Source organism: uncultured Bradyrhizobium sp. (assembly GCF_947648125.1).
Classification (GTDB): Bacteria; Pseudomonadota; Alphaproteobacteria; order Rhizobiales; family Xanthobacteraceae; genus Bradyrhizobium.
In genome coordinates this window covers 22,055-38,569 of the sequence record NZ_CANSMR010000033.1, presented here as the reverse complement: position 1 = coordinate 38,569, position 16,515 = coordinate 22,055, and the positions used below count along the sequence as shown (strand labels likewise).

Annotated in this window: 13 protein-coding genes; 4 read left to right on the top strand and 9 right to left on the bottom strand. The window is 63.9% G+C overall.

The window, feature by feature from the left end; genetic code table 11:
• Window positions 1-35 precede the first annotated feature (35 nt).
• Window positions 36-1,124, top strand: a complete 1,089-nt coding sequence (locus Q0030_RS34865) for a TRAP transporter substrate-binding protein (protein ID WP_298377843.1) — start codon at window positions 36-38, stop codon at window positions 1,122-1,124.
• A 142-nt stretch (window positions 1,125-1,266) separates the two neighbouring features.
• On the top strand, window positions 1,267-1,539 hold the full coding sequence (locus Q0030_RS34860; protein WP_298377842.1) for a hypothetical protein: 273 nt from the start codon (window positions 1,267-1,269) through the stop codon (window positions 1,537-1,539).
• Between the two features lie 676 nt (window positions 1,540-2,215).
• Here the strand turns inward: Q0030_RS34860 and Q0030_RS34855 are convergent.
• The 5 genes from Q0030_RS34855 to Q0030_RS34835 all read right to left on the bottom strand — a co-directional run bounded on the left by Q0030_RS34855 (window position 2,216) and on the right by Q0030_RS34835 (window position 8,937).
• Entirely contained in the window at window positions 2,216-2,548 is a 333-nt protein-coding gene (locus tag Q0030_RS34855) for a hypothetical protein (protein ID WP_298377841.1), read from the bottom strand.
• A gap of 63 nt (window positions 2,549-2,611) precedes the next feature.
• Complete coding sequence (locus Q0030_RS34850; RefSeq protein ID WP_298377840.1) at window positions 2,612-2,812, bottom strand: hypothetical protein; 201 nt, start codon at window positions 2,810-2,812, stop codon at window positions 2,612-2,614.
• Window positions 2,813-2,850: 38 nt separating this feature from the next.
• The gene (locus Q0030_RS34845; RefSeq protein WP_298377963.1) at window positions 2,851-4,407 is read right to left on the bottom strand and encodes an efflux transporter outer membrane subunit; all 1,557 of its coding nucleotides are present in this window, start codon (window positions 4,405-4,407) and stop codon (window positions 2,851-2,853) included.
• Between the two features lie 51 nt (window positions 4,408-4,458).
• Window positions 4,459-7,704 carry a CusA/CzcA family heavy metal efflux RND transporter gene (locus Q0030_RS34840; RefSeq protein ID WP_298377839.1) on the bottom strand — a complete coding sequence of 1,082 codons (3,246 nt, stop codon included), beginning with the start codon at window positions 7,702-7,704 and terminating at the stop codon, window positions 4,459-4,461.
• Window positions 7,705-7,749: 45 nt separating this feature from the next.
• Window positions 7,750-8,937: an efflux RND transporter periplasmic adaptor subunit gene (locus Q0030_RS34835; protein ID WP_298377838.1), complete on the bottom strand. Its 1,188-nt coding sequence runs from the start codon at window positions 8,935-8,937 to the stop codon at window positions 7,750-7,752.
• 408 nt (window positions 8,938-9,345) lie between these two features.
• On the opposite strand from Q0030_RS34835, the gene Q0030_RS34830 reads away from it, so the two are divergent.
• Window positions 9,346-10,020: a response regulator transcription factor gene (locus Q0030_RS34830; protein ID WP_298377837.1), complete on the top strand. Its 675-nt coding sequence runs from the start codon at window positions 9,346-9,348 to the stop codon at window positions 10,018-10,020.
• Window positions 10,021-10,022: 2 nt separating this feature from the next.
• A complete protein-coding gene (locus Q0030_RS34825) occupies window positions 10,023-11,357 on the top strand; it encodes a HAMP domain-containing sensor histidine kinase (protein ID WP_298377836.1) in 1,335 nt (444 codons plus the stop codon).
• Window positions 11,358-11,400: 43 nt separating this feature from the next.
• Here Q0030_RS34825 and Q0030_RS34820 read toward each other — a convergent pair whose 3' ends face one another.
• The 4 genes from Q0030_RS34820 to moaA all read right to left on the bottom strand — a co-directional run bounded on the left by Q0030_RS34820 (window position 11,401) and on the right by moaA (window position 16,352).
• Complete coding sequence (locus tag Q0030_RS34820) at window positions 11,401-12,705, bottom strand: M20/M25/M40 family metallo-hydrolase (RefSeq protein WP_298377835.1); 1,305 nt, start codon at window positions 12,703-12,705, stop codon at window positions 11,401-11,403.
• A gap of 123 nt (window positions 12,706-12,828) precedes the next feature.
• A complete protein-coding gene (locus Q0030_RS34815; protein ID WP_298377834.1) occupies window positions 12,829-14,433 on the bottom strand; it encodes a TRAP transporter large permease subunit in 1,605 nt (534 codons plus the stop codon).
• Entirely contained in the window at window positions 14,430-14,969 is a 540-nt protein-coding gene (locus Q0030_RS34810; RefSeq protein ID WP_298377833.1) for a TRAP transporter small permease subunit, read from the bottom strand. The genes Q0030_RS34815 and Q0030_RS34810 overlap by 4 nt, the downstream gene beginning before the upstream one ends.
• 348 nt (window positions 14,970-15,317) lie before the next feature.
• The gene (gene moaA, locus Q0030_RS34805) at window positions 15,318-16,352 is read right to left on the bottom strand and encodes a GTP 3',8-cyclase MoaA (RefSeq protein WP_298377832.1); all 1,035 of its coding nucleotides are present in this window, start codon (window positions 16,350-16,352) and stop codon (window positions 15,318-15,320) included.
• Window positions 16,353-16,515 lie beyond the last annotated feature (163 nt).

The following is a 16,515-nucleotide window of genomic DNA, read 5'->3' as shown; positions in this document are numbered from 1 at the left end:
TCGGACAAACACAATCATACAGGGATGGGATTCAAATGAAGCGCAGAGATTTCATCAAGGTCACGGGCTTGGGCGTCGCAGGCGCGGCAACGGTCGCAGCTCCCGCGATTGCGCAGACGATGCCGGAACTCAAATGGCGCCTGACGACGAGCTGGCCGAAGTCGCTCGACACGCTGCACGGCGGCGCCGAGCTGATGGCCAAGGCGGTGGGGGAGGCCACCGACAACAAGTTCCAGATCCAGACCTTTGCCGCCGGCGAGATCGTGCCCGGCCTGCAGGTGCTCGACGCCGTGCAGAATGGCACGGTCGAGATGGGGCACACCGCGCCCTATTACTACTTCGGCAAGGACCCGACCTTCACCTTCGGCTCCTCGGTGCCGTTCGGGCCCAACATGCGGCTCAACCAGGCCTGGTTCATGCTGGGCGGCGGCAAGGAGCTGCTCAACGAGTTCTACAAGAGCTACAACGTCACCTCGCTGCTTGCCGGCAATACCGGCTGCCAGATGGGTGGTTGGTTCCGCAAGGAGATCAACAGCGTCGACGATCTCAAGGGCCTCAAATTCCGCATCGGCGGCTTCGCCGGCAGGGTGATGCAGAAGCTCGGCGCGGTGCCGCAGCAGCTCGCCGGCGGCGACATCTATCCGGCGCTGGAGAAAGGCACCATCGACGCGGCCGAGTGGGTCGGTCCCTACGACGACGAGAAGCTCGGCTTCTACAAGGTCGCGCCGAACTACTACTTCCCCGGCTGGTGGGAAGGCGGCCCGATGCTGGTGGCGATGATCAACCTCGACAAGTGGAATGCGCTGCCGAAGCACTATCAGTTCGTGCTCGAGCAGGCCGGCCATCTCGCCAACAACTGGATGATGGCGCGCTACGACCAGGCCAATCCGGTCGCACTGAAGAAGCTGCTCGCGGTCGGCACCAAGCTGCGCCCATTCCCGTCTGCGGTGATGGAAGCGTCCTTCAAGGCCGCCAAGGAGCTGCATGCCGAGGTTTCGGCGACCAATGCCAATTTCAAGAAGGTCTATGACTCGCTGACGTCGTTCTCCAACAACGGCTATCAGTGGTTCCAGGTCGCCGAAGTGGGCTATGACAATTTTATGGCACGCCACTCTCAGGTCTGACGCCGCTCACCTTCGGAGCAAGCAGGAATCCCGGGGCAAAGCTCCGGGATTTTTGTCTGGAGCTGGCGAGGGGCCAGCCAAATGAATGCTTTTCGGCACGATTCGTGCTAGTGTTACACACGAGCGTGAATCAGGGCGCCACATGCGTTTCCTCGGTCTTATCCTGCGGACGTTGTTTCTGACCCTTGTGGTGGTCATAACTGCTCGCGTCGCAAGCCCGCAAAACGAAACCATCTGGTCGGCCTACGACACGCCATCGGATTTGTTTCGCATCATTCTGGGCGCCGCGGTCTGCCTTTTCGTGGCCTTCCAGATATTCACCTATTCCAGAGATCCTGCGGACATGCGCAGGTGGGTCATCATCGGGGGCGCCGCGGTGCCTTTGGCGCTGATATGCGCGGCCGTCATCTGGTAGGTTGGTCCGGGATCGTCGACCGTGGCCGGTGGGCGCCAGTCGCCAGGACGAAGCGGCTCACCGGGACAGCCACCGTGCAAATAGGGCCCAGGCCAAGAGCAGCGCGAGGGTTGGCGGCACCCATCTCTGGATTGGAAAGCCGAAGGCCGTAACGTACCCGACAAGCCAGTTGCGCATCCCCGCCCTCCGCATCTCAGCTCCACAGCGGGAGGCTATAACGACGCGCTTACACCGGACTTACAGGGAGGGGGCTCGCAGGGAGCTCGGGTAGTTGGGCCACTATTCGAGACCGAGCAAAGGGTCAGTAAGCGAACTCGTTTGCCGAGCTGCATCTCAGCCGGTAGCTCTCGCCCCGTCGCGGGGGCGACTTCCCCCGTGGGATCTCCCTCAGCAGTCTTCTTACGAATTGTGGTCCGTTCGATGGGGTGACCTCCAGGGTCACCTGTACAAGCCAGTATCCGATCGGCGCGTAAGGCAGCTCTTCGGAATGCAGAACTCTGGCGGTGCAATCGTCCGGGTTGGTGGAGGACGCTTGGGCCGCGTTCGGCAGGACGCCTAGGCATGCGGCGGCCATCAACGGCACAACACCGAAAGCGCCGCATTTCATGGCGTCTTTCCTTCGCAAGGGACTGGTCCGACACGGTACCGAATGGCTGCCATTGCACGACACCCCTGATCAAAATGGAAATGGGTGTGACCGCACGGGAACACGGCTTTCGAAGCCTAGCCCGGTGGCCGGTCCGGTGCGGTAATGGCCGTTATAGTGCCCCCCGCCGGGGCAATAATTCGGATCCTGACGCTCTTGATCTTCGACCTTCCGCCGATAGCTTCGCTGCTGATAGCGCGTCTGCCAGCAATGGCAGTACTGGTCACAAGCGAGCCGGACCCGAACGACGCTTGCGGGATGTTGCGGCGACAGCCGCGTGACCTGAACAGGCGCCGCGCAGGCTTCCGACACGATGACGGCACCGGCCGCAGCGATGAGAAGCAGAAGCGTTGTATTTTTCATATGGGTCTCATCGAGCCGATCAGCGTGAATCCCGGAAGCCAATTCGATCGCGCGAGCGTGCCGCTATTTTCTTGGCGACTGCTTCGGCGGCGATGCTGGAGGCGTTGATGCGCCCCCTTGCGTCGTGCGAACCACCGGGTTCTTCTGCTCGGTGGGGCCGCCGACATTGCTTGGCTTTTTCGGACCGCCGACCGCGCTTTGTGCGGCCGCGGATCCCGCAGAGATCGCAAGGAGAATTGCCACCAAGGTGAGCATGTTCTTCATCGTCGGTTCCTCCAGTTAGTAGCCTCGTATGGCGCTTGTCAGCGGGCGGGAGGCCCGTTTTCGCTGACCTGCTGCGGGGCGGCGGCGGGCAAATCCTCCAGGGCACATTTGCGCCAGTCGTCGGATGCGCAGTTCGTCGGCCAACCGCCACCAAGCGCCATGAAAAGCGCGGCGCTGTCCGAGAGGCGCGTCGCCTGGGCCTGCACGCGGACCACTGCCGCCGTCAGATAGACTTGCTGGGCATTGAGCACGACCACCTGATTGACCTGCCCGAGCGCAAGCTGCTTCTGAATGATGTCGAGGCTGGCTTTGGCGGCGAGCTCCGCCTTGACCGCAGCCTGCAAGGCGCGCGCGTCGGCCTGCAGGCTTCGCAAGGCGTCGGCGACGTTCTGCATCGCCGTGACGACAGCCTGGCGATAGAGCGCATCCGCCTGGTCCACCGCGGCCTCCGCGGCCTTCTGCTTGTGGTAGAGCGTCAGGCCATCGAACAGCGGCTGGGTCGCGCTCGCGGCGATGACGTAGAAGCTGGTTCCCGGCGTGAACAGCTCGGCCAGGCTGAAGCCCGCGGCGCCCGCATTTCCGGTGATCGTGATGTTGGGCAGCCGTGCCGCGATCGACACGCCGACCTGGGCATTCGCCGAGTGCAATAACGCCTCCGCGGCCCTGACATCCGGACGCTGGGCGATCATCTTGCTCGGCAGGCTCACCGGCAGGTGTGCGGGAAGCGCCAGGCGGTCGAGCGTGAACTTCTGCAGGATTTCGTCGGCAGAGAATTGCCCGGCCAGCGACGTCAGCAGGTCGCGCTGAACCGCGAGCTGCTTTTCGAGCGGCGGCAGCAGTTGCTCGGACTGGGCCAGCGCGGCCTCCTGCGCCAGCACGTCGACCTGGGCGGCGCCGCCCGCGTTGAACTGGTTCTTCACGATCTCAAGAATACCGCGTTCGATCTTCACGACGCGCTGGATCGCGGCAATCTGGCCGCGAAGCGATGCTTCCTGGATCGCCGCCGTGACGACGTTGGCCGTCAGAGTGAGGTAGGCCGCTTCCAGCTGGAACAGTTGCTGCTCGGAGATCGCGTCGAGGCTCTCGACCGCGCGAATGTTCTGGCCCCAGATGTCCGGCACGAAGCTGACGTTCAGTTGCGCGGTATGAAGCGAAAATACCGAGGGGGACTGGCCACCCGGGCCCGAACCCGATGCGCCGGATATCTGCTGCTGGGACGGCGTGTAGTTTGCGCCGAGCTGCGGGAAGAACAGCCCGCGCTGGGCCAGCGCATTGTATTGCGCAATCCTGATCGATGCTTCGGCTGCCTGCAATGACGGGTTGTGCTCGACCGACATCTTGATCAATTCGTCGAGCGGCTTCGACCGAAATGCCGTCCACCACCGCAGCGACACGTCCTCTCCGCTGACGAAATGCTGCTTGGGCACGCTGGGCCCCCCGGCACTCGAGCTGGGGGAAGCTAGCTTCTCGGGTGTGTAGCGATCGACATCCGGAGCGGCTGGCGGAACGAAGTTCGGGCCAACGGCGCAGCTTGCCAGCAACAGCCCGGCGGTCCCGGCGCCAAGCGTCGGACGCAGGGCGCGCCTTCCGCACACTGCGAGTGCGGCAACAATTCTTGCGACGGTCTCGGACATCGGCCGCCCCCCTTAACGCGCCGCTTCGGGCGGCGCTGCGGCCGCGCTGTCTTCGCTGGGCACTTCGCTCGCCCGCGACAGGAATATCTTGCGCAAAGCGGGTGCCACCACGAGCAGCAGCAACGGCCCTATGAACATGCCGCCGACGACGACGGTGGCAAGCGGCCGCTGCACCTGGCTACCGATACCATGGGAGAGCGCCGCCGGGAACAGGCCTACGCCGGCGGAGAGGGCAGTCATCAACATCGGACGCATGCGCTGTTCCGACCCCTGGAAGACCGCCTCGCTGACGCTCATTCCTGTGGCTCGCAGCTCGCGGAAATAGGTGATGTTGAGAATGCCGTCCATGACGGCCACGCCGAACAGCGAAATGAAGCCGATCGCCGCCGAAATGCTGAAGTCGAGAGCGGAGAGATACAGCGCGATCAACCCGCCGCCGATGGCGAATGGTATGCCGGCGAGCGCCAGCAGGCTGTCGCGCAGCGAATTGAACAGGCTGTAGAGCAGCACGAAGATCAGCAGCAGCGTCACCGGCACCACGATCATCAGGCGCGCCTTGGCGGCTTCGAGATTGTCGAATTCGCCGGACCAGATCATCCGGTAACCGGTCGGAAGCTGCACGGCCTCGGCGACGCGCGTCTGCGCCTCCGCCACCGTGCTGCCGAGATCGCGGCCGCGCACGCTGAACTTGATCGGGATATAGCGCTGGCTGCGCTCGCGGTAGATGAACGACGCGCCGGTATCGAGCGAGATGTCGGCAAGCTCGCTCAAGGGGATGTAGGCGTTGGTGCCGGACGGCGTCTGGTAGGCCACCTTGATCTCGCGCACCTTGTCGATACTCTGGCGGAACTTCGGATCGAGCCGCACCACCACGCCGAACTGCCGGTCACCCTCCAGCACCGTCGTCGCGCTGGTGCCGCCGAGCGCGGCCTGGACGACGGTCGTCACGTCGCCGGTATTGAGACCGTAGCGCGCAGTCTTCTCGCGGTTCACCTTGATATTGAGGTTGGGCTGCCCGACCAGGTGGAAGATGCCGAGATCGGCGACGCCGCGGATCTTGGCCATCTCCTGCGCGACCTTGGTCGCGAGCTGTTCGAGCACGGCGAGGTTTGGACCGATGATCTTGACCGAGTTCGCGCCCTTGACGCCCGACAGCGCCTCCTCGACGTTGTCCTGGATGTATTGCGAGAAGTTGAAGGTGACGCCGGGCAGTTCCTCGTCGAACTCCTTCTGCAATTCCTCGGTGAGCTTCTCCTTGGTCAGGCCGGGCGGCCACTGGTCGAACGGCTTGATCGGTGCGAACAGCTCGACGTTCGAGAATGGAGAGGCGTCGCTGCCATTGTCGGGACGGCCGTGCTGCGACACCACCGTGATGATTTCAGGGTGACGCAACAGGATCTCGCGCATCTTGCGGGTCGGCTCGGTGCCCGCGTCGAGCGACATGGTCGGCGGCATCGAGGCGCGGATCCAGAAATTGCCTTCCTCGAGCGCGGGCAGGAATTCGCTGCCGAGCCGGCTCGCAGCAAGGCCGCTCAGTCCGAGGAAGATGATGCCGGCTGCGACCGCGACCCTCAGATGCGTCAGCGACCAGCGCAGCACGGGTGTGTAGGCCTTGCGCAGCGAGCGCACGATGATGGTTTCGGTTTCCTCGATATGCTTCGGCAGCAGCAGCGATGCCAGCACCGGCGTCACCGTGAATGTCGCCAGCAGCGCACCGGCGAGCGCGTAGCCGTAGGTTCGCGCCATCGGTCCGAAGATCTGGCCTTCGACGCCCTGCATGGTGAACAGCGGCACGAACGCGGTGACGGTGATGGCCGCGGTGAAGAACACCGCCTTGTCGACCTGCAATGCGCTGACGAAGATCATGCGCAGCCGCTCGGTCCAGCCCGGCGCGGGCTGGCCATTTCGCGCCGTGGGATCGTCTCCCCAGTAGCCCTCGGCGAGTTGTTGCAGCACCCGCAGCCGGTTCTCGGGGCTGGACTGGAAATTGCGGAAGATGTTCTCCATCATGATGACGGCGGAATCGACGATGATTCCGAAGTCGACGGCGCCGAGCGACAGCAGATTGGCGTCCTCGCCCTGCAGCACCAGGATGATGATCGCGAAAAACAGCGCGAACGGGATGTTGGCGCTGACGATCAGCGCGCTGCGCAGATCGCCCAGGAAAACCCACTGGATCACGAACACCAGCAGGCAGCCGAACATCAGGTTGTGCAGCACGGTGTGGGTCGTAACGCTGACCAGCGAGGTGCGGTCGTAGTAGGGGACCACCTTGACGCCGGGCGGCAGAGTACCGTCGCTGTTGATCTTGGCGACTTCCTCCTCGACCTTCGGCACGATGTCGTTGGTGTGCTGGGTGCGTCCCATCACGACGATCGCCGCGGCGACGTCGTCGCTCTTGTCCTTTCCGGCGATGCCGAGCCGCGGCACATAGCCGACCGAAACCTTCGCGACGTCCTTGATCTGGATCGGCAGCCCGTTCGACTGGGTCAGGACGACATTCTCGATGTCTTGAACCTTGTAGCCTTTGGTGACGTCATATTCGCCGCCGGAGTTGATCAGACCGATGCCGCGGATATTGACGGATTGCTGGCCGATCGCGATCTCGCGGCCGCCGACATTGACGTTGGAGTTGCCGAGCGCGCTGATCAGCTGCGGCACGGTGATGTTGTAGGCCTCGAGCTTTGCAAGATCGGCGTCGACGTTGAACTGCTTGGTGGTGCCGCCCCAGGAGTTGATCTGCACGACGCCCGGTATCGTCATCAGCCGGCGAGCGACGACGTAATCCTGCAATGTCCTGAGATTGGTCAGGCCGAAATTGGGCGGACCGACGAGCTGGTAACGGTAGATCTCGCCGACCAGGCTGGACTGCTGGATTTGCGGGATCTGATTGCCGGGAAGCTGGACGTTCTGCGTCAGGTTGTTGGTGGCCTGCGACAGCGCGAAATAATAGTCGACGCCGTATTTGAAGGTGACCCGCACGAACGACAGGCCGTAGAACGAGGTCGAACGGATGTTGACCACGCCCGGCGTCGAGTACAGCCCGACCTCCATCGGGATCGTGTAGTACTTCTCCATCTCCTCGGCGGAGAGGCCGGCGGCTTGTGCCGTGATCTCGAGGATGACGGGCGCCGGGTTCGGATAGGCCTCGATGTTCAGCTTGGTGAACGCGGCGAATCCGGCGGCGCAGAACACGGCGAGGCCGAGCACGATGACTGCGCTTCGGGTCAGACCGAATTGAAGGAGGCTCTTGATCAAGGCGCTGCACTACTCTTGAGCGGACGAAGGCGCGGTTGGCACGGGCTAGCCGGTGGCCGCGTTGGCGAACTTGTTGCTGAGGAAGATCGCGCCGGTGGAGGCGACCTTCTCGCCGGCTGCGAGGCCGTTGAGGATCTGCCGCCAGCCGTCCTGCTCCATTCCGATTGTCACCGTGCGGCGGTCGAACTTGCGGCCGTCGGTCGTGACCCACACCGTCATCGTGCCGTCGCCCTCGCGCACGATGGCGTCCAGCGGAACGCTGACCGATTGTTTCGGCGGCTCGGTTTCGATGGTGAAGCTCGCCAGCATGCCGGCGCGCAGCTTGTGCTGGGGATCGTCGATCACCGAACGCACCAGCTGACGGTGCGAGTTCGGATCGATGTTGAGGCCAAGCGTCGTTACGCGGCCGCGAAACACCTCGTTCGGATAAGCGGGCACCCGTACCTCGACCGATTGTCCGATCCGGTAGGAAGGCGCATCGGTCTCGATCACATTGGCGACCATCCACATCGTGGAGATGTCGGCCAGCGAATAGGGCGCCGGTGCATTGCCGGGCTGCACAAAGAGACCCGGTGCGGCATTGCGCGCAATGATCCGGCCCGAGATCGGGCTCGGGACCACCAGAATGGAATCGACCTTGCGGTCGGCGACGATGCGGTCGATCTCGGCGTCGGTCTTGCCGAAGATGCGCACTGCGTTGCGCCCGGCCTTGTAGTTGCCCTCGGCGGTCTGCTGATCCGACGTTGCCTGGTCGACGTCCTTTTGCGCGCCGCCGCCGGTCTTGAGCAGTTGCCTGACCCGCGCCAGCGTCCTGGTCTGCAGTTCGAGCACGCCGGCCGCGGCGAGCAGCGACGACTCGGCCTGCAGCAGATCGGGGCTGTCGATCGTGAACAGCGTATCGCCCTTGGCAACCTCGTCACCGACGTTGAGCGGCGTGTCGACGATCCTGCCGGGATTTGGGGTAAATGCCTGCACCAGCATGTTCTGGTTGAAGTCGATCGAGCCGACCGCGTTCTTCAGGGTCCGGAACGAATGCTGCTCCGCGGCCATGATCTTCAGGGAGGCGGCCTGCTTGTCGCTCAGTGCGACGTATTGCTGCTCGACGTTGACATCCTGCGGTGCCGTCTCCTGCGCAGCCCTGGCGCTCACGACGCCGTCGGTGCGCGTCACGAACCATGCGCCGGCGGCCAGCGCGGCCAGCACCGGCAGCGCCGCAAAGCTCATATATTTCATTCGGAATGACATCGCCCGCCTGGCCAATATTGGATGAAATCCTCGCGCGAGAGTCGAGGTCTTGCCGCATGGTGGGCCGTCGTCGAACTCTCGGCAGGAACGCGTAGACTGTTATCAGGGCTAGCTGACGCCAGCCTTACATTTGCCCTTTTCAACGGCCCGTCGGACCCCGGGTCTTGATCGCGGCGGGTGCGCGTTTACCTATTTTTTGCGTGAGAATCGGAGCGGCTACGCATAGCCAAAATATAGCGCTTTTAACGGTAATCCAAGCGTTGTGCTTAAATCCGTGTCGTTTGCGCAGCGGGCTTGCCCAACGCACGATCTGAATGCGCGGTTTGTGGCGTTGCTGGCCTATTGCGACAGGGTGTGCAAACTGAAGACGGTTCGAATGAAGACAGGACTGCTGCGATGCGCCTTCTGATCGTCGAGGATAACGTCGAGCTCTCGAGACTGCTCGCCAGCGGGCTGATGGCGGCCGGGTATGAGTCCGACATCGTCAACAGCGTTGCCGAGGCGCGCGATGCGCTGCGTAGCGTCAGCTATGCTGCCATGATCCTCGATCTCGGTCTGCCCGACGGCGATGGCCTGTCGGTGCTGGCGGAGCTTCGCCGCAGGAACGACCCGCTGCCGGTCCTGGTGCTGACCGCGCGCAACGGCCTTCAGGATCGGGTCAACGGCCTGCGCAGCGGTGCGGACGATTATCTGGCGAAGCCGTTTGCGCTGGAAGAGCTGGTGGCACGTCTCGAGGCCATCCTGCGCCGGCCCGGTCAGTTGCTCGGCTCCTCGCTGAAGCTCGCCAATCTCGTCTACGACACCGAGAGCAAGCAGGTGTTCGTCGACGGCACGCCGCAGGTTTTCTCGGCGCGCGAGACCTCGGTGCTGGAGATCCTGCTGCGGCGGCAGGGGCGGGTGGTGCCGAAGAAGAACGTCGAGGACCACATCTTCGGATTGTCGGGCGAGGTCGCCTCGAATGCTGTCGAGGTCTACGTGTCGCGCCTGCGCAAACTGCTCACCGAGCACCGTGCCAAGGTCATCATCCATACCATTCGTGGCGTCGGCTATCTGATGGCGGAGGAGAAATAGGGGTGTTCCGCTTCACGTCGCTGACCTCGCGGATCGTGTTCCTGCACATCGTGGCGGTCGCGGTCGCTGCGATCTTCCTGCCGCTGCTGCTGCTCTGGTTGCTGAATTCGGAGATCAATCATCTGCACAGCGAGGCGATGCGCGATCAGGCTGCCGATCTCGGCCAGAACCTCGTGGTCGATTCCGCCGGCAAGGTACAGCTCAACCTGCCGGACAGCCTGAGGGGGCTTTATTCCGACGCTTATGGCCGCTACCGCTACGACATCTACGATGCGGACGACCACCTGCTGTTTTCGTCACATCGCGAGCCGCCGCGACTGCCGGCCCCCGCCAACCGGATTTCCGGCGCCAGCGTCACCAAGCTGCTTGGCGACCAGACGCTGCGCATTCAGGTCGCCGAGGACCTTTCGCATCGCGACGTCATCATCGACGACATCGTCTCCAACTTCTTCCGGCGGGTGGGCTGGATCACCATCCCGATCCTCTTGATACTGCTTGCGACCGACATCCTGATCTTCCGCCGCGCCGTGATTCCGCTGTTGCGGGCTTCGGAGGAAGCCAGGGCCATCGGACCGGCCAGGACCGACATCCGGCTCCCGACGGACGGGATTCCGAGCGAGATCCTGCCGCTGGTGACCGCGGTCAACCAGGCGTTCGATCGTCTGGAGGACGGGTTTCACGTGCAGCGCCAGTTCACGGCCGATGCCGCCCATCAGCTTCGGACCCCGCTCGCAATTCTGCGGACCCGGATCGAGACGCTGGATGTAGCTAAGGGGACCAAGGAGCTGCATGCCGACATCGAGAGCATGAGCCGTATCGTCAGCCAGCTGCTCGAGATCGCCGAGCTCGATACGCTGGTGCTGGACCCCGGCGAGACCGCGGATCTGCGCGCCGTATGCGCCGAGGTGGTCGGCTCGATCGCGCCCTACGCGCTGGCGCAGCAGAAGGACATCGCGTTGCGCGGCACCGACAGTCCGGTCCAGGTCAAGGGCAATGCCGAGATGCTGCAGCGCGCGATCTTCAATCTGGCGGAGAACGCCATCAAGTACACCGCCGACGCGACCTCGGTCGATGTCGAAGTGCATGAGGACGGCTCGGTGCAGGTGCGCGACTGCGGGCCCGGGATTGCGCCCGCCGAGCAGGGCCTGGTGTTCCAGCGCTTCTGGCGCGGCGACCGCCAGCGCCAGCGCACGGACGGGGCGGGGCTCGGGCTCTCGATCGTCCGCAGCGTCGTCGACGATCACGACGCGACGATCAAGGTCGAGAACCTGCCGTCAGGCGGAGCCCAGTTCACGCTGAGCTTCCGCCTCGCCAGGACAGAGCCGGCGACCGCCTGAGCGGCTCCGCCTGCGGCACCCGTCGTGCCGCGTGTCGGCCGGCTTACTTCACCTTGCCGTCGGACAGGTCCATGATCATGCGCGTGGTCAAATACAGGCGCGGCACGATGCTGTTGATCTGCACATACTCGGCATCGTTGGAGTGCGCGCCGAAACCAGAGAGGCCCATGCCTTCAACCACGGCTCCCTTGGTCTTGAGGGCGGCAAACGCAGCGTCGGTGCCGCCGCCCGTGGCCCGCTCGGCCACGTTCAGCGGCATGCCGAGTTCCTGATAGATCGTCTTGCCGTGGCCGGCCACGCGGCGCGAGGCGTCGTTGGCTTCGAGCGGCGGGCGGCGAATCTCGAACTTCACGTCTACCTTGGAGTCGGACAGCAGGCGGTTCTTGATCTTGTCCTGCAGGGCCGTCTCGAGCTCGTCGAAGTCGGACACCTTGAGCGCACGCGCATCGGCCTGGGCGGTGGCTTCGGCGGGGATCACGTTGCGGTTGGTGCCGGACTTGGAAACCGTCCAGTTCAGCTTCAGGCCCTGCTCGGGTTTCGACAGGTCCTTCATCTGCAGCACCTGGTGTGACAGCTCATAGAGCGCATTCACGCCGCCTTCAGGTCTGGCGCCCGCATGGGACGACTTGCCATGCACCGTGAGATAGGCCGAGCCGATGCCGCTGGTGGCGAGGCGGAGCGTGCCGCTGGCGTCGCTGCCTTCGAACGAGAACACGGCATCCTGCTCCGCGGCGACGCGGGTGATGGTGCTGCGCCAGCCGGGCGAAGAGATCTCCTCGTCGCCATTGATGAGCACTGTGAGCGTGCCGTAATCCTTGAAGTTCAGCTTCTGCAGCAGCGCCACGCTGTGGATGATGGTGGCGATGCCCTGCTTGTCGTCGGCGATGCCGAGACCGTAAGCCTTGTCGCCATCGACACGGAAGGGCTGATCCTTCAGCATGCCCTTCAGATAGACCGTGTCCATGTGCGCGATCAGCATGATCTTCGCGCTGCCCGTGCCTTTGAAGACGGCCTGCACGGCCGGGCCGATCTTCTCCGGCGTGTCGTCCAGCCGGTAGATGTCGGTGGTTTGCAGGATATCCACCGTGCCGCCGAGCTGCTTGAGCTGGCCGGCGATGCGCGCGGCGATCTGGTTGAGGCCTTCGATGTCCTTGCTGCCGGATTCGATCTGCACGAGGTCGCGCAAGGTGTCGAGCAGCGGCTGCTGCTCCTGTTGCGCCAGTGCGCGAATGTCGGCCGCCGGCGCCGCATGCGCGACGGCAGCGGCAAACGCCAGGCTGAGAGATGCCAGGCCGAGGGATGCGACGAGCGGGCGAACGAACGAGCGGGCGGGATGCGGTTGGGGCATGGGCGGCGTTCTGTGAGTTGGAGGACGGTCCGTGTCCCCCGCGTCTTCACAGGACTCGCCGCCGCCGTCAACGGTTCCAGCGTGCCCCGCTTCCGCAAGGCACGCCGAAGAAGCTGACGCCGGCTACTGCTTCGGTTGCCCGAAATCGAGCGGCGGCAGTTCGATCTGCGGCACCTCGATCTTGACCTTGTTGAGGTCGACATCGAGCGGCTTGTCGAGCAGTCCGGTGACAACGACCGGGAACGCGATCACCAGCGCCACCATGATCGCCTGCAGCCCGATCCAGGGCATTGCGCCCCAATAGATGTCGGAGCTCTTCACTTCCTTCGGCGCCACGCCGCGCAGATAGAACAGCGCAAAGCCGAACGGCGGATGCAGGAACGAAGTCTGCATGTTGACGCACAGCATCACGCCGAACCAGATCAGCGCCGCGTCCGGCCCGACCACCGGCGCCAGTACCTTCTGCGCGATCGGCGCGATCATCGGCAGGATGATGAAGGCGATCTCGAAGAAATCGAGGAAGAACGCCAGGAAGAAGATGAAGATGTTGATGAAGATCAGGAAGCCCCAGACGCCGCCGGGCAGCGAGGTCAGATGGTGCTCCAGCCAGGTGCCGCCGGACACGCCGAGGAACACCACCGAGAAGCAGGTCGAACCGATCAGGATGAAGGTGACCATGCAGGTGATGCGCATGGTGGTCTCGTAGCCCTGCTTGATCAGGTCGCGCAGGTCCGGGATCTTGACGGCCTCGAGGCAGATCCAGACCACCGCGAGGTAGGTGACCGCGAAGGCGAGCCTGAAGATCAGGTTCTCGCTGTAGAGCATCGCGATGATGGTGCCGATGCCGCCGGCGATCACGCCGATGATGAGCATCTTGCGGCCGGTCGCGCTGAAATCCTTGTGGTGGATCGCGGCGAGCACGATGGCGCCGACCGCGCCCATGGCGCCGGCTTCCGTCGGGGTTGCAAGGCCCATCATCATGGTGCCGAGCACGACGAAGATCAGCACCGCGGACGGGATGATGCCGAGCAGGCACTTCTTCCACAGCGCCCAGCCGGTCAGCGTGCGCGCCTCGATCGGCACCGCGGGCACATGGCTCGGCTTGAAGATGCCGAGCAGGAAGGTGTAGCCGGCGAACAGCAGGATCTGGAACACCGACGGGCCCCAGGCGCCGAGATACATGTCGCCGACCGATTTGCCGAGCTGGTCGGCGAGCACGATCAGGACGAGAGAGGGAGGGACAAGTTGCGTGATGGTGCCGGAGGCGGCGAGCACGCCCGTGATGTAGCGGATGTTGTAGCCGTAGCGGATCATCACCGGCATCGAGATCAGCGCCATCGCGATCACCTGCGCCGCCACCGTGCCGGTGATGGCGCCGAGGATGAAGCCGACGATGATCACGGAATAGCCGAGGCCGCCGCGGATCGGGCCGAACAGCTGGCCCATCGAATCCAGCATGTCCTCGGCGAGCCCGCATCTCTCCAATATCGCGCCCATGAAGGTGAAGAACGGGATCGCGAGCAACAGCTCGTTGGAGAGCACGCTGCCGAAGATACGGCCCGGGATCGCCTGCAGGAAGTTGAGGTCGAAGAAGCCGAGATAGATCGAGAGAAACCCGAACGACAGGCCGACCGCGGCGAGCGTAAACGCCACCGGGTAGCCGATCAGCATTGCAATGATCAGGCCGCCGAACATCAGTGGCGGCATCATCTCCAGCGTAATCGTCATTGCGTCGGCCTCTCGTACTTCGCGTCGATCGTCACATAGCCTTGCAGCGCGGCGATCCGCTTGATCACCTCGGAGACGCCTTGCAACGCGAGCATCACGAAGCCGGACGGGATAACGAACTTGATCGGCCAGCGCAGCAGGCCGCCGGCATTGCCGCTCATCTCGCCGACCGCATAGGCCTGGTGGAAGAACGGCCAGGACAGATAGGCCAGCAGCAGGCAGGCCGGGATCAGGAAGAACAATGTGCCGATCATGTCGAGCCAGAGCTGGCCGCGCTCGGACAGCATCAGATAGAGGATCTCGACGCGGACATGCTCGTTGCGCTTGAAGGTGTAGGAGGCGCCGAACATCACGAGGATCGCGAACATGTACCACTGCGCCTCGAGCCAGCCGTTCGAGGAGTAGCTGAACGCGTAGCGGATCATTGCGTTGCCGGCGCTGACCAGGCAGGCGAGCAGGACGAGGAGATTGCAGACGTATCCGATCTTCTCGTTCAGTCGGTCGATGGCCTGACTGAGTGCCAACATTGGGCGCATCACGATCTCCGCGGCCGCGCGATCCGCGCGCCGAATATTTTCTCAAGCATCATCTGGCCGCCGCACGCATGCGCACGGAGCCACGGCTCACCTTCAGGAGCAGTTGCAAGCGATCGTCCTCCCCCGAATCCGCTTCCGCCGTTATTCGTTGCTCTTGGCTGCCGGATCGTCGGCAGGTGCCGACAGGGGGCAGCGGCCTATCCGGCCGGGCGAGCGTGAAAGCCGGGGCACCAAATCAGCGCCGTCGAACGCCGTCAATCGGAAAATGGGCAAATTGACGGCGCGGCAAATCGTTGTCCCGCCTTGGTAATCGGGGGACGGCGCAGGCGTCGGCAGCGGGCTTTAACGTTAGCCGCCGGTGACGCTCATGTGGCGGCTGACGCTCGGGCGGTTGTGGCGGCGGTCGATGATGAAATCGTGCCCCTTCGGCTTCAGCCCGATGGCCCGGTCGATGGCCGCCGACAGCAGATCGTTGTCGTCGGAAGCGCGCAGCGGCCGGCGCAGGTCGGAGGCGTCCTCATGGCCGAGGCAGGTGTGCAGCGTGCCGGTGCAGGTGATCCGCACCCGGTTGCAGGATTCGCAGAAATTGTGGGTCATCGGCGTGATGAAGCCGAGCTTGCCGCCGGTCTCGGCGACCCGGACATAGCGGGCAGGGCCGCCGGTGTCGTCGGCGAGATCGGTCAGCGTGTAGTGCTTCTCGAGCCGCGCGCGCAGCAGCGACAGCGGAACGTACTGATCGATGCGGCCTTCGCCGATGTCGCCCATCGGCATCACCTCGATCAAGGTCAGGCCCATGCCCTTGCCATGCGCCCATTCCATCAGCGCGGGAATCTCGTCCTCGTTCACGTTCTTCAGCGCGACCGCGTTGATCTTGACCGCGAGCCCCGCCGATCGCGCCGCTTCGATGCCCGACAGCACCTTGTCGATGTCGCCCCAGCGGGTGATGGCCCGGAATTTTACGGGGTCGAGCGTGTCGAGCGAGACGTTGACGCGGCGCACGCCGCAATCGGCCAGCTCCTGCGCGAAGCGTGCGAGCTGAGAACCGTTGGTGGTCAGCGTCAATTCGTCGAGCGCGCCGGTCGAAAGATGGCGCGACAGCGAGCGCACCAGGCCCATCACATTGCGGCGGACCAGCGGCTCACCGCCAGTGAGGCGGATCTTGCGCACGCCCTTGGCGACGAAGGCCGAGCACAGACGGTCGAGCTCTTCCAGCGTCAGCAGATCGGCCTTCGGCAGGAAGGTCATGTCTTCCGACATGCAGTAGAAGCAGCGCAGGTCGCAGCGGTCGGTGACGGAGACGCGCAGGTAACGGATCGTCCGGCCGAACGGATCGGTCATCGGACGAAACAGCGTGTCGGAATGCGCCTGCGTGGATCCGTTCATTCAACCCAAGCCTTCAAGCCAAGCCTTCGAACCAAGGCGTTCCCAGAGCGCAGGGGCCGTGACGAGCCCTGCACACGCAATCTATGCATGTTGGCACGCCGTCACAATGCGTTCCAATGGATGATCCGCAACCTGCAACGCCAATTGCAAAGCGATAGGTGAG

What these genes read in the sequence shown, in the direction of transcription:
- Q0030_RS34865 (WP_298377843.1), top strand. Translation starts at nt 36, where the DNA reads ATGAAGCGCAGAGATTTCATCAAGGTCACGGGCTTGGGCGTCGCAGGC.
- Q0030_RS34860 (WP_298377842.1), top strand. Translation starts at nt 1,267, where the DNA reads ATGCGTTTCCTCGGTCTTATCCTGCGGACGTTGTTTCTGACCCTTGTG.
- Q0030_RS34855 (WP_298377841.1), bottom strand. Translation starts at nt 2,548, where the DNA reads ATGAAAAATACAACGCTTCTGCTTCTCATCGCTGCGGCCGGTGCCGTC.
- Q0030_RS34850 (WP_298377840.1), bottom strand. Translation starts at nt 2,812, where the DNA reads ATGAAGAACATGCTCACCTTGGTGGCAATTCTCCTTGCGATCTCTGCG.
- Q0030_RS34835 (WP_298377838.1), bottom strand. Translation starts at nt 8,937, where the DNA reads ATGAAATATATGAGCTTTGCGGCGCTGCCGGTGCTGGCCGCGCTGGCC.
- Q0030_RS34830 (WP_298377837.1), top strand. Translation starts at nt 9,346, where the DNA reads ATGCGCCTTCTGATCGTCGAGGATAACGTCGAGCTCTCGAGACTGCTC.
- Q0030_RS34820 (WP_298377835.1), bottom strand. Translation starts at nt 12,705, where the DNA reads ATGCCCCAACCGCATCCCGCCCGCTCGTTCGTTCGCCCGCTCGTCGCA.
- Q0030_RS34815 (WP_298377834.1), bottom strand. Translation starts at nt 14,433, where the DNA reads ATGACGATTACGCTGGAGATGATGCCGCCACTGATGTTCGGCGGCCTG.
- Q0030_RS34810 (WP_298377833.1), bottom strand. Translation starts at nt 14,969, where the DNA reads ATGCGCCCAATGTTGGCACTCAGTCAGGCCATCGACCGACTGAACGAG.
- moaA (WP_298377832.1), bottom strand. Translation starts at nt 16,352, where the DNA reads ATGAACGGATCCACGCAGGCGCATTCCGACACGCTGTTTCGTCCGATG.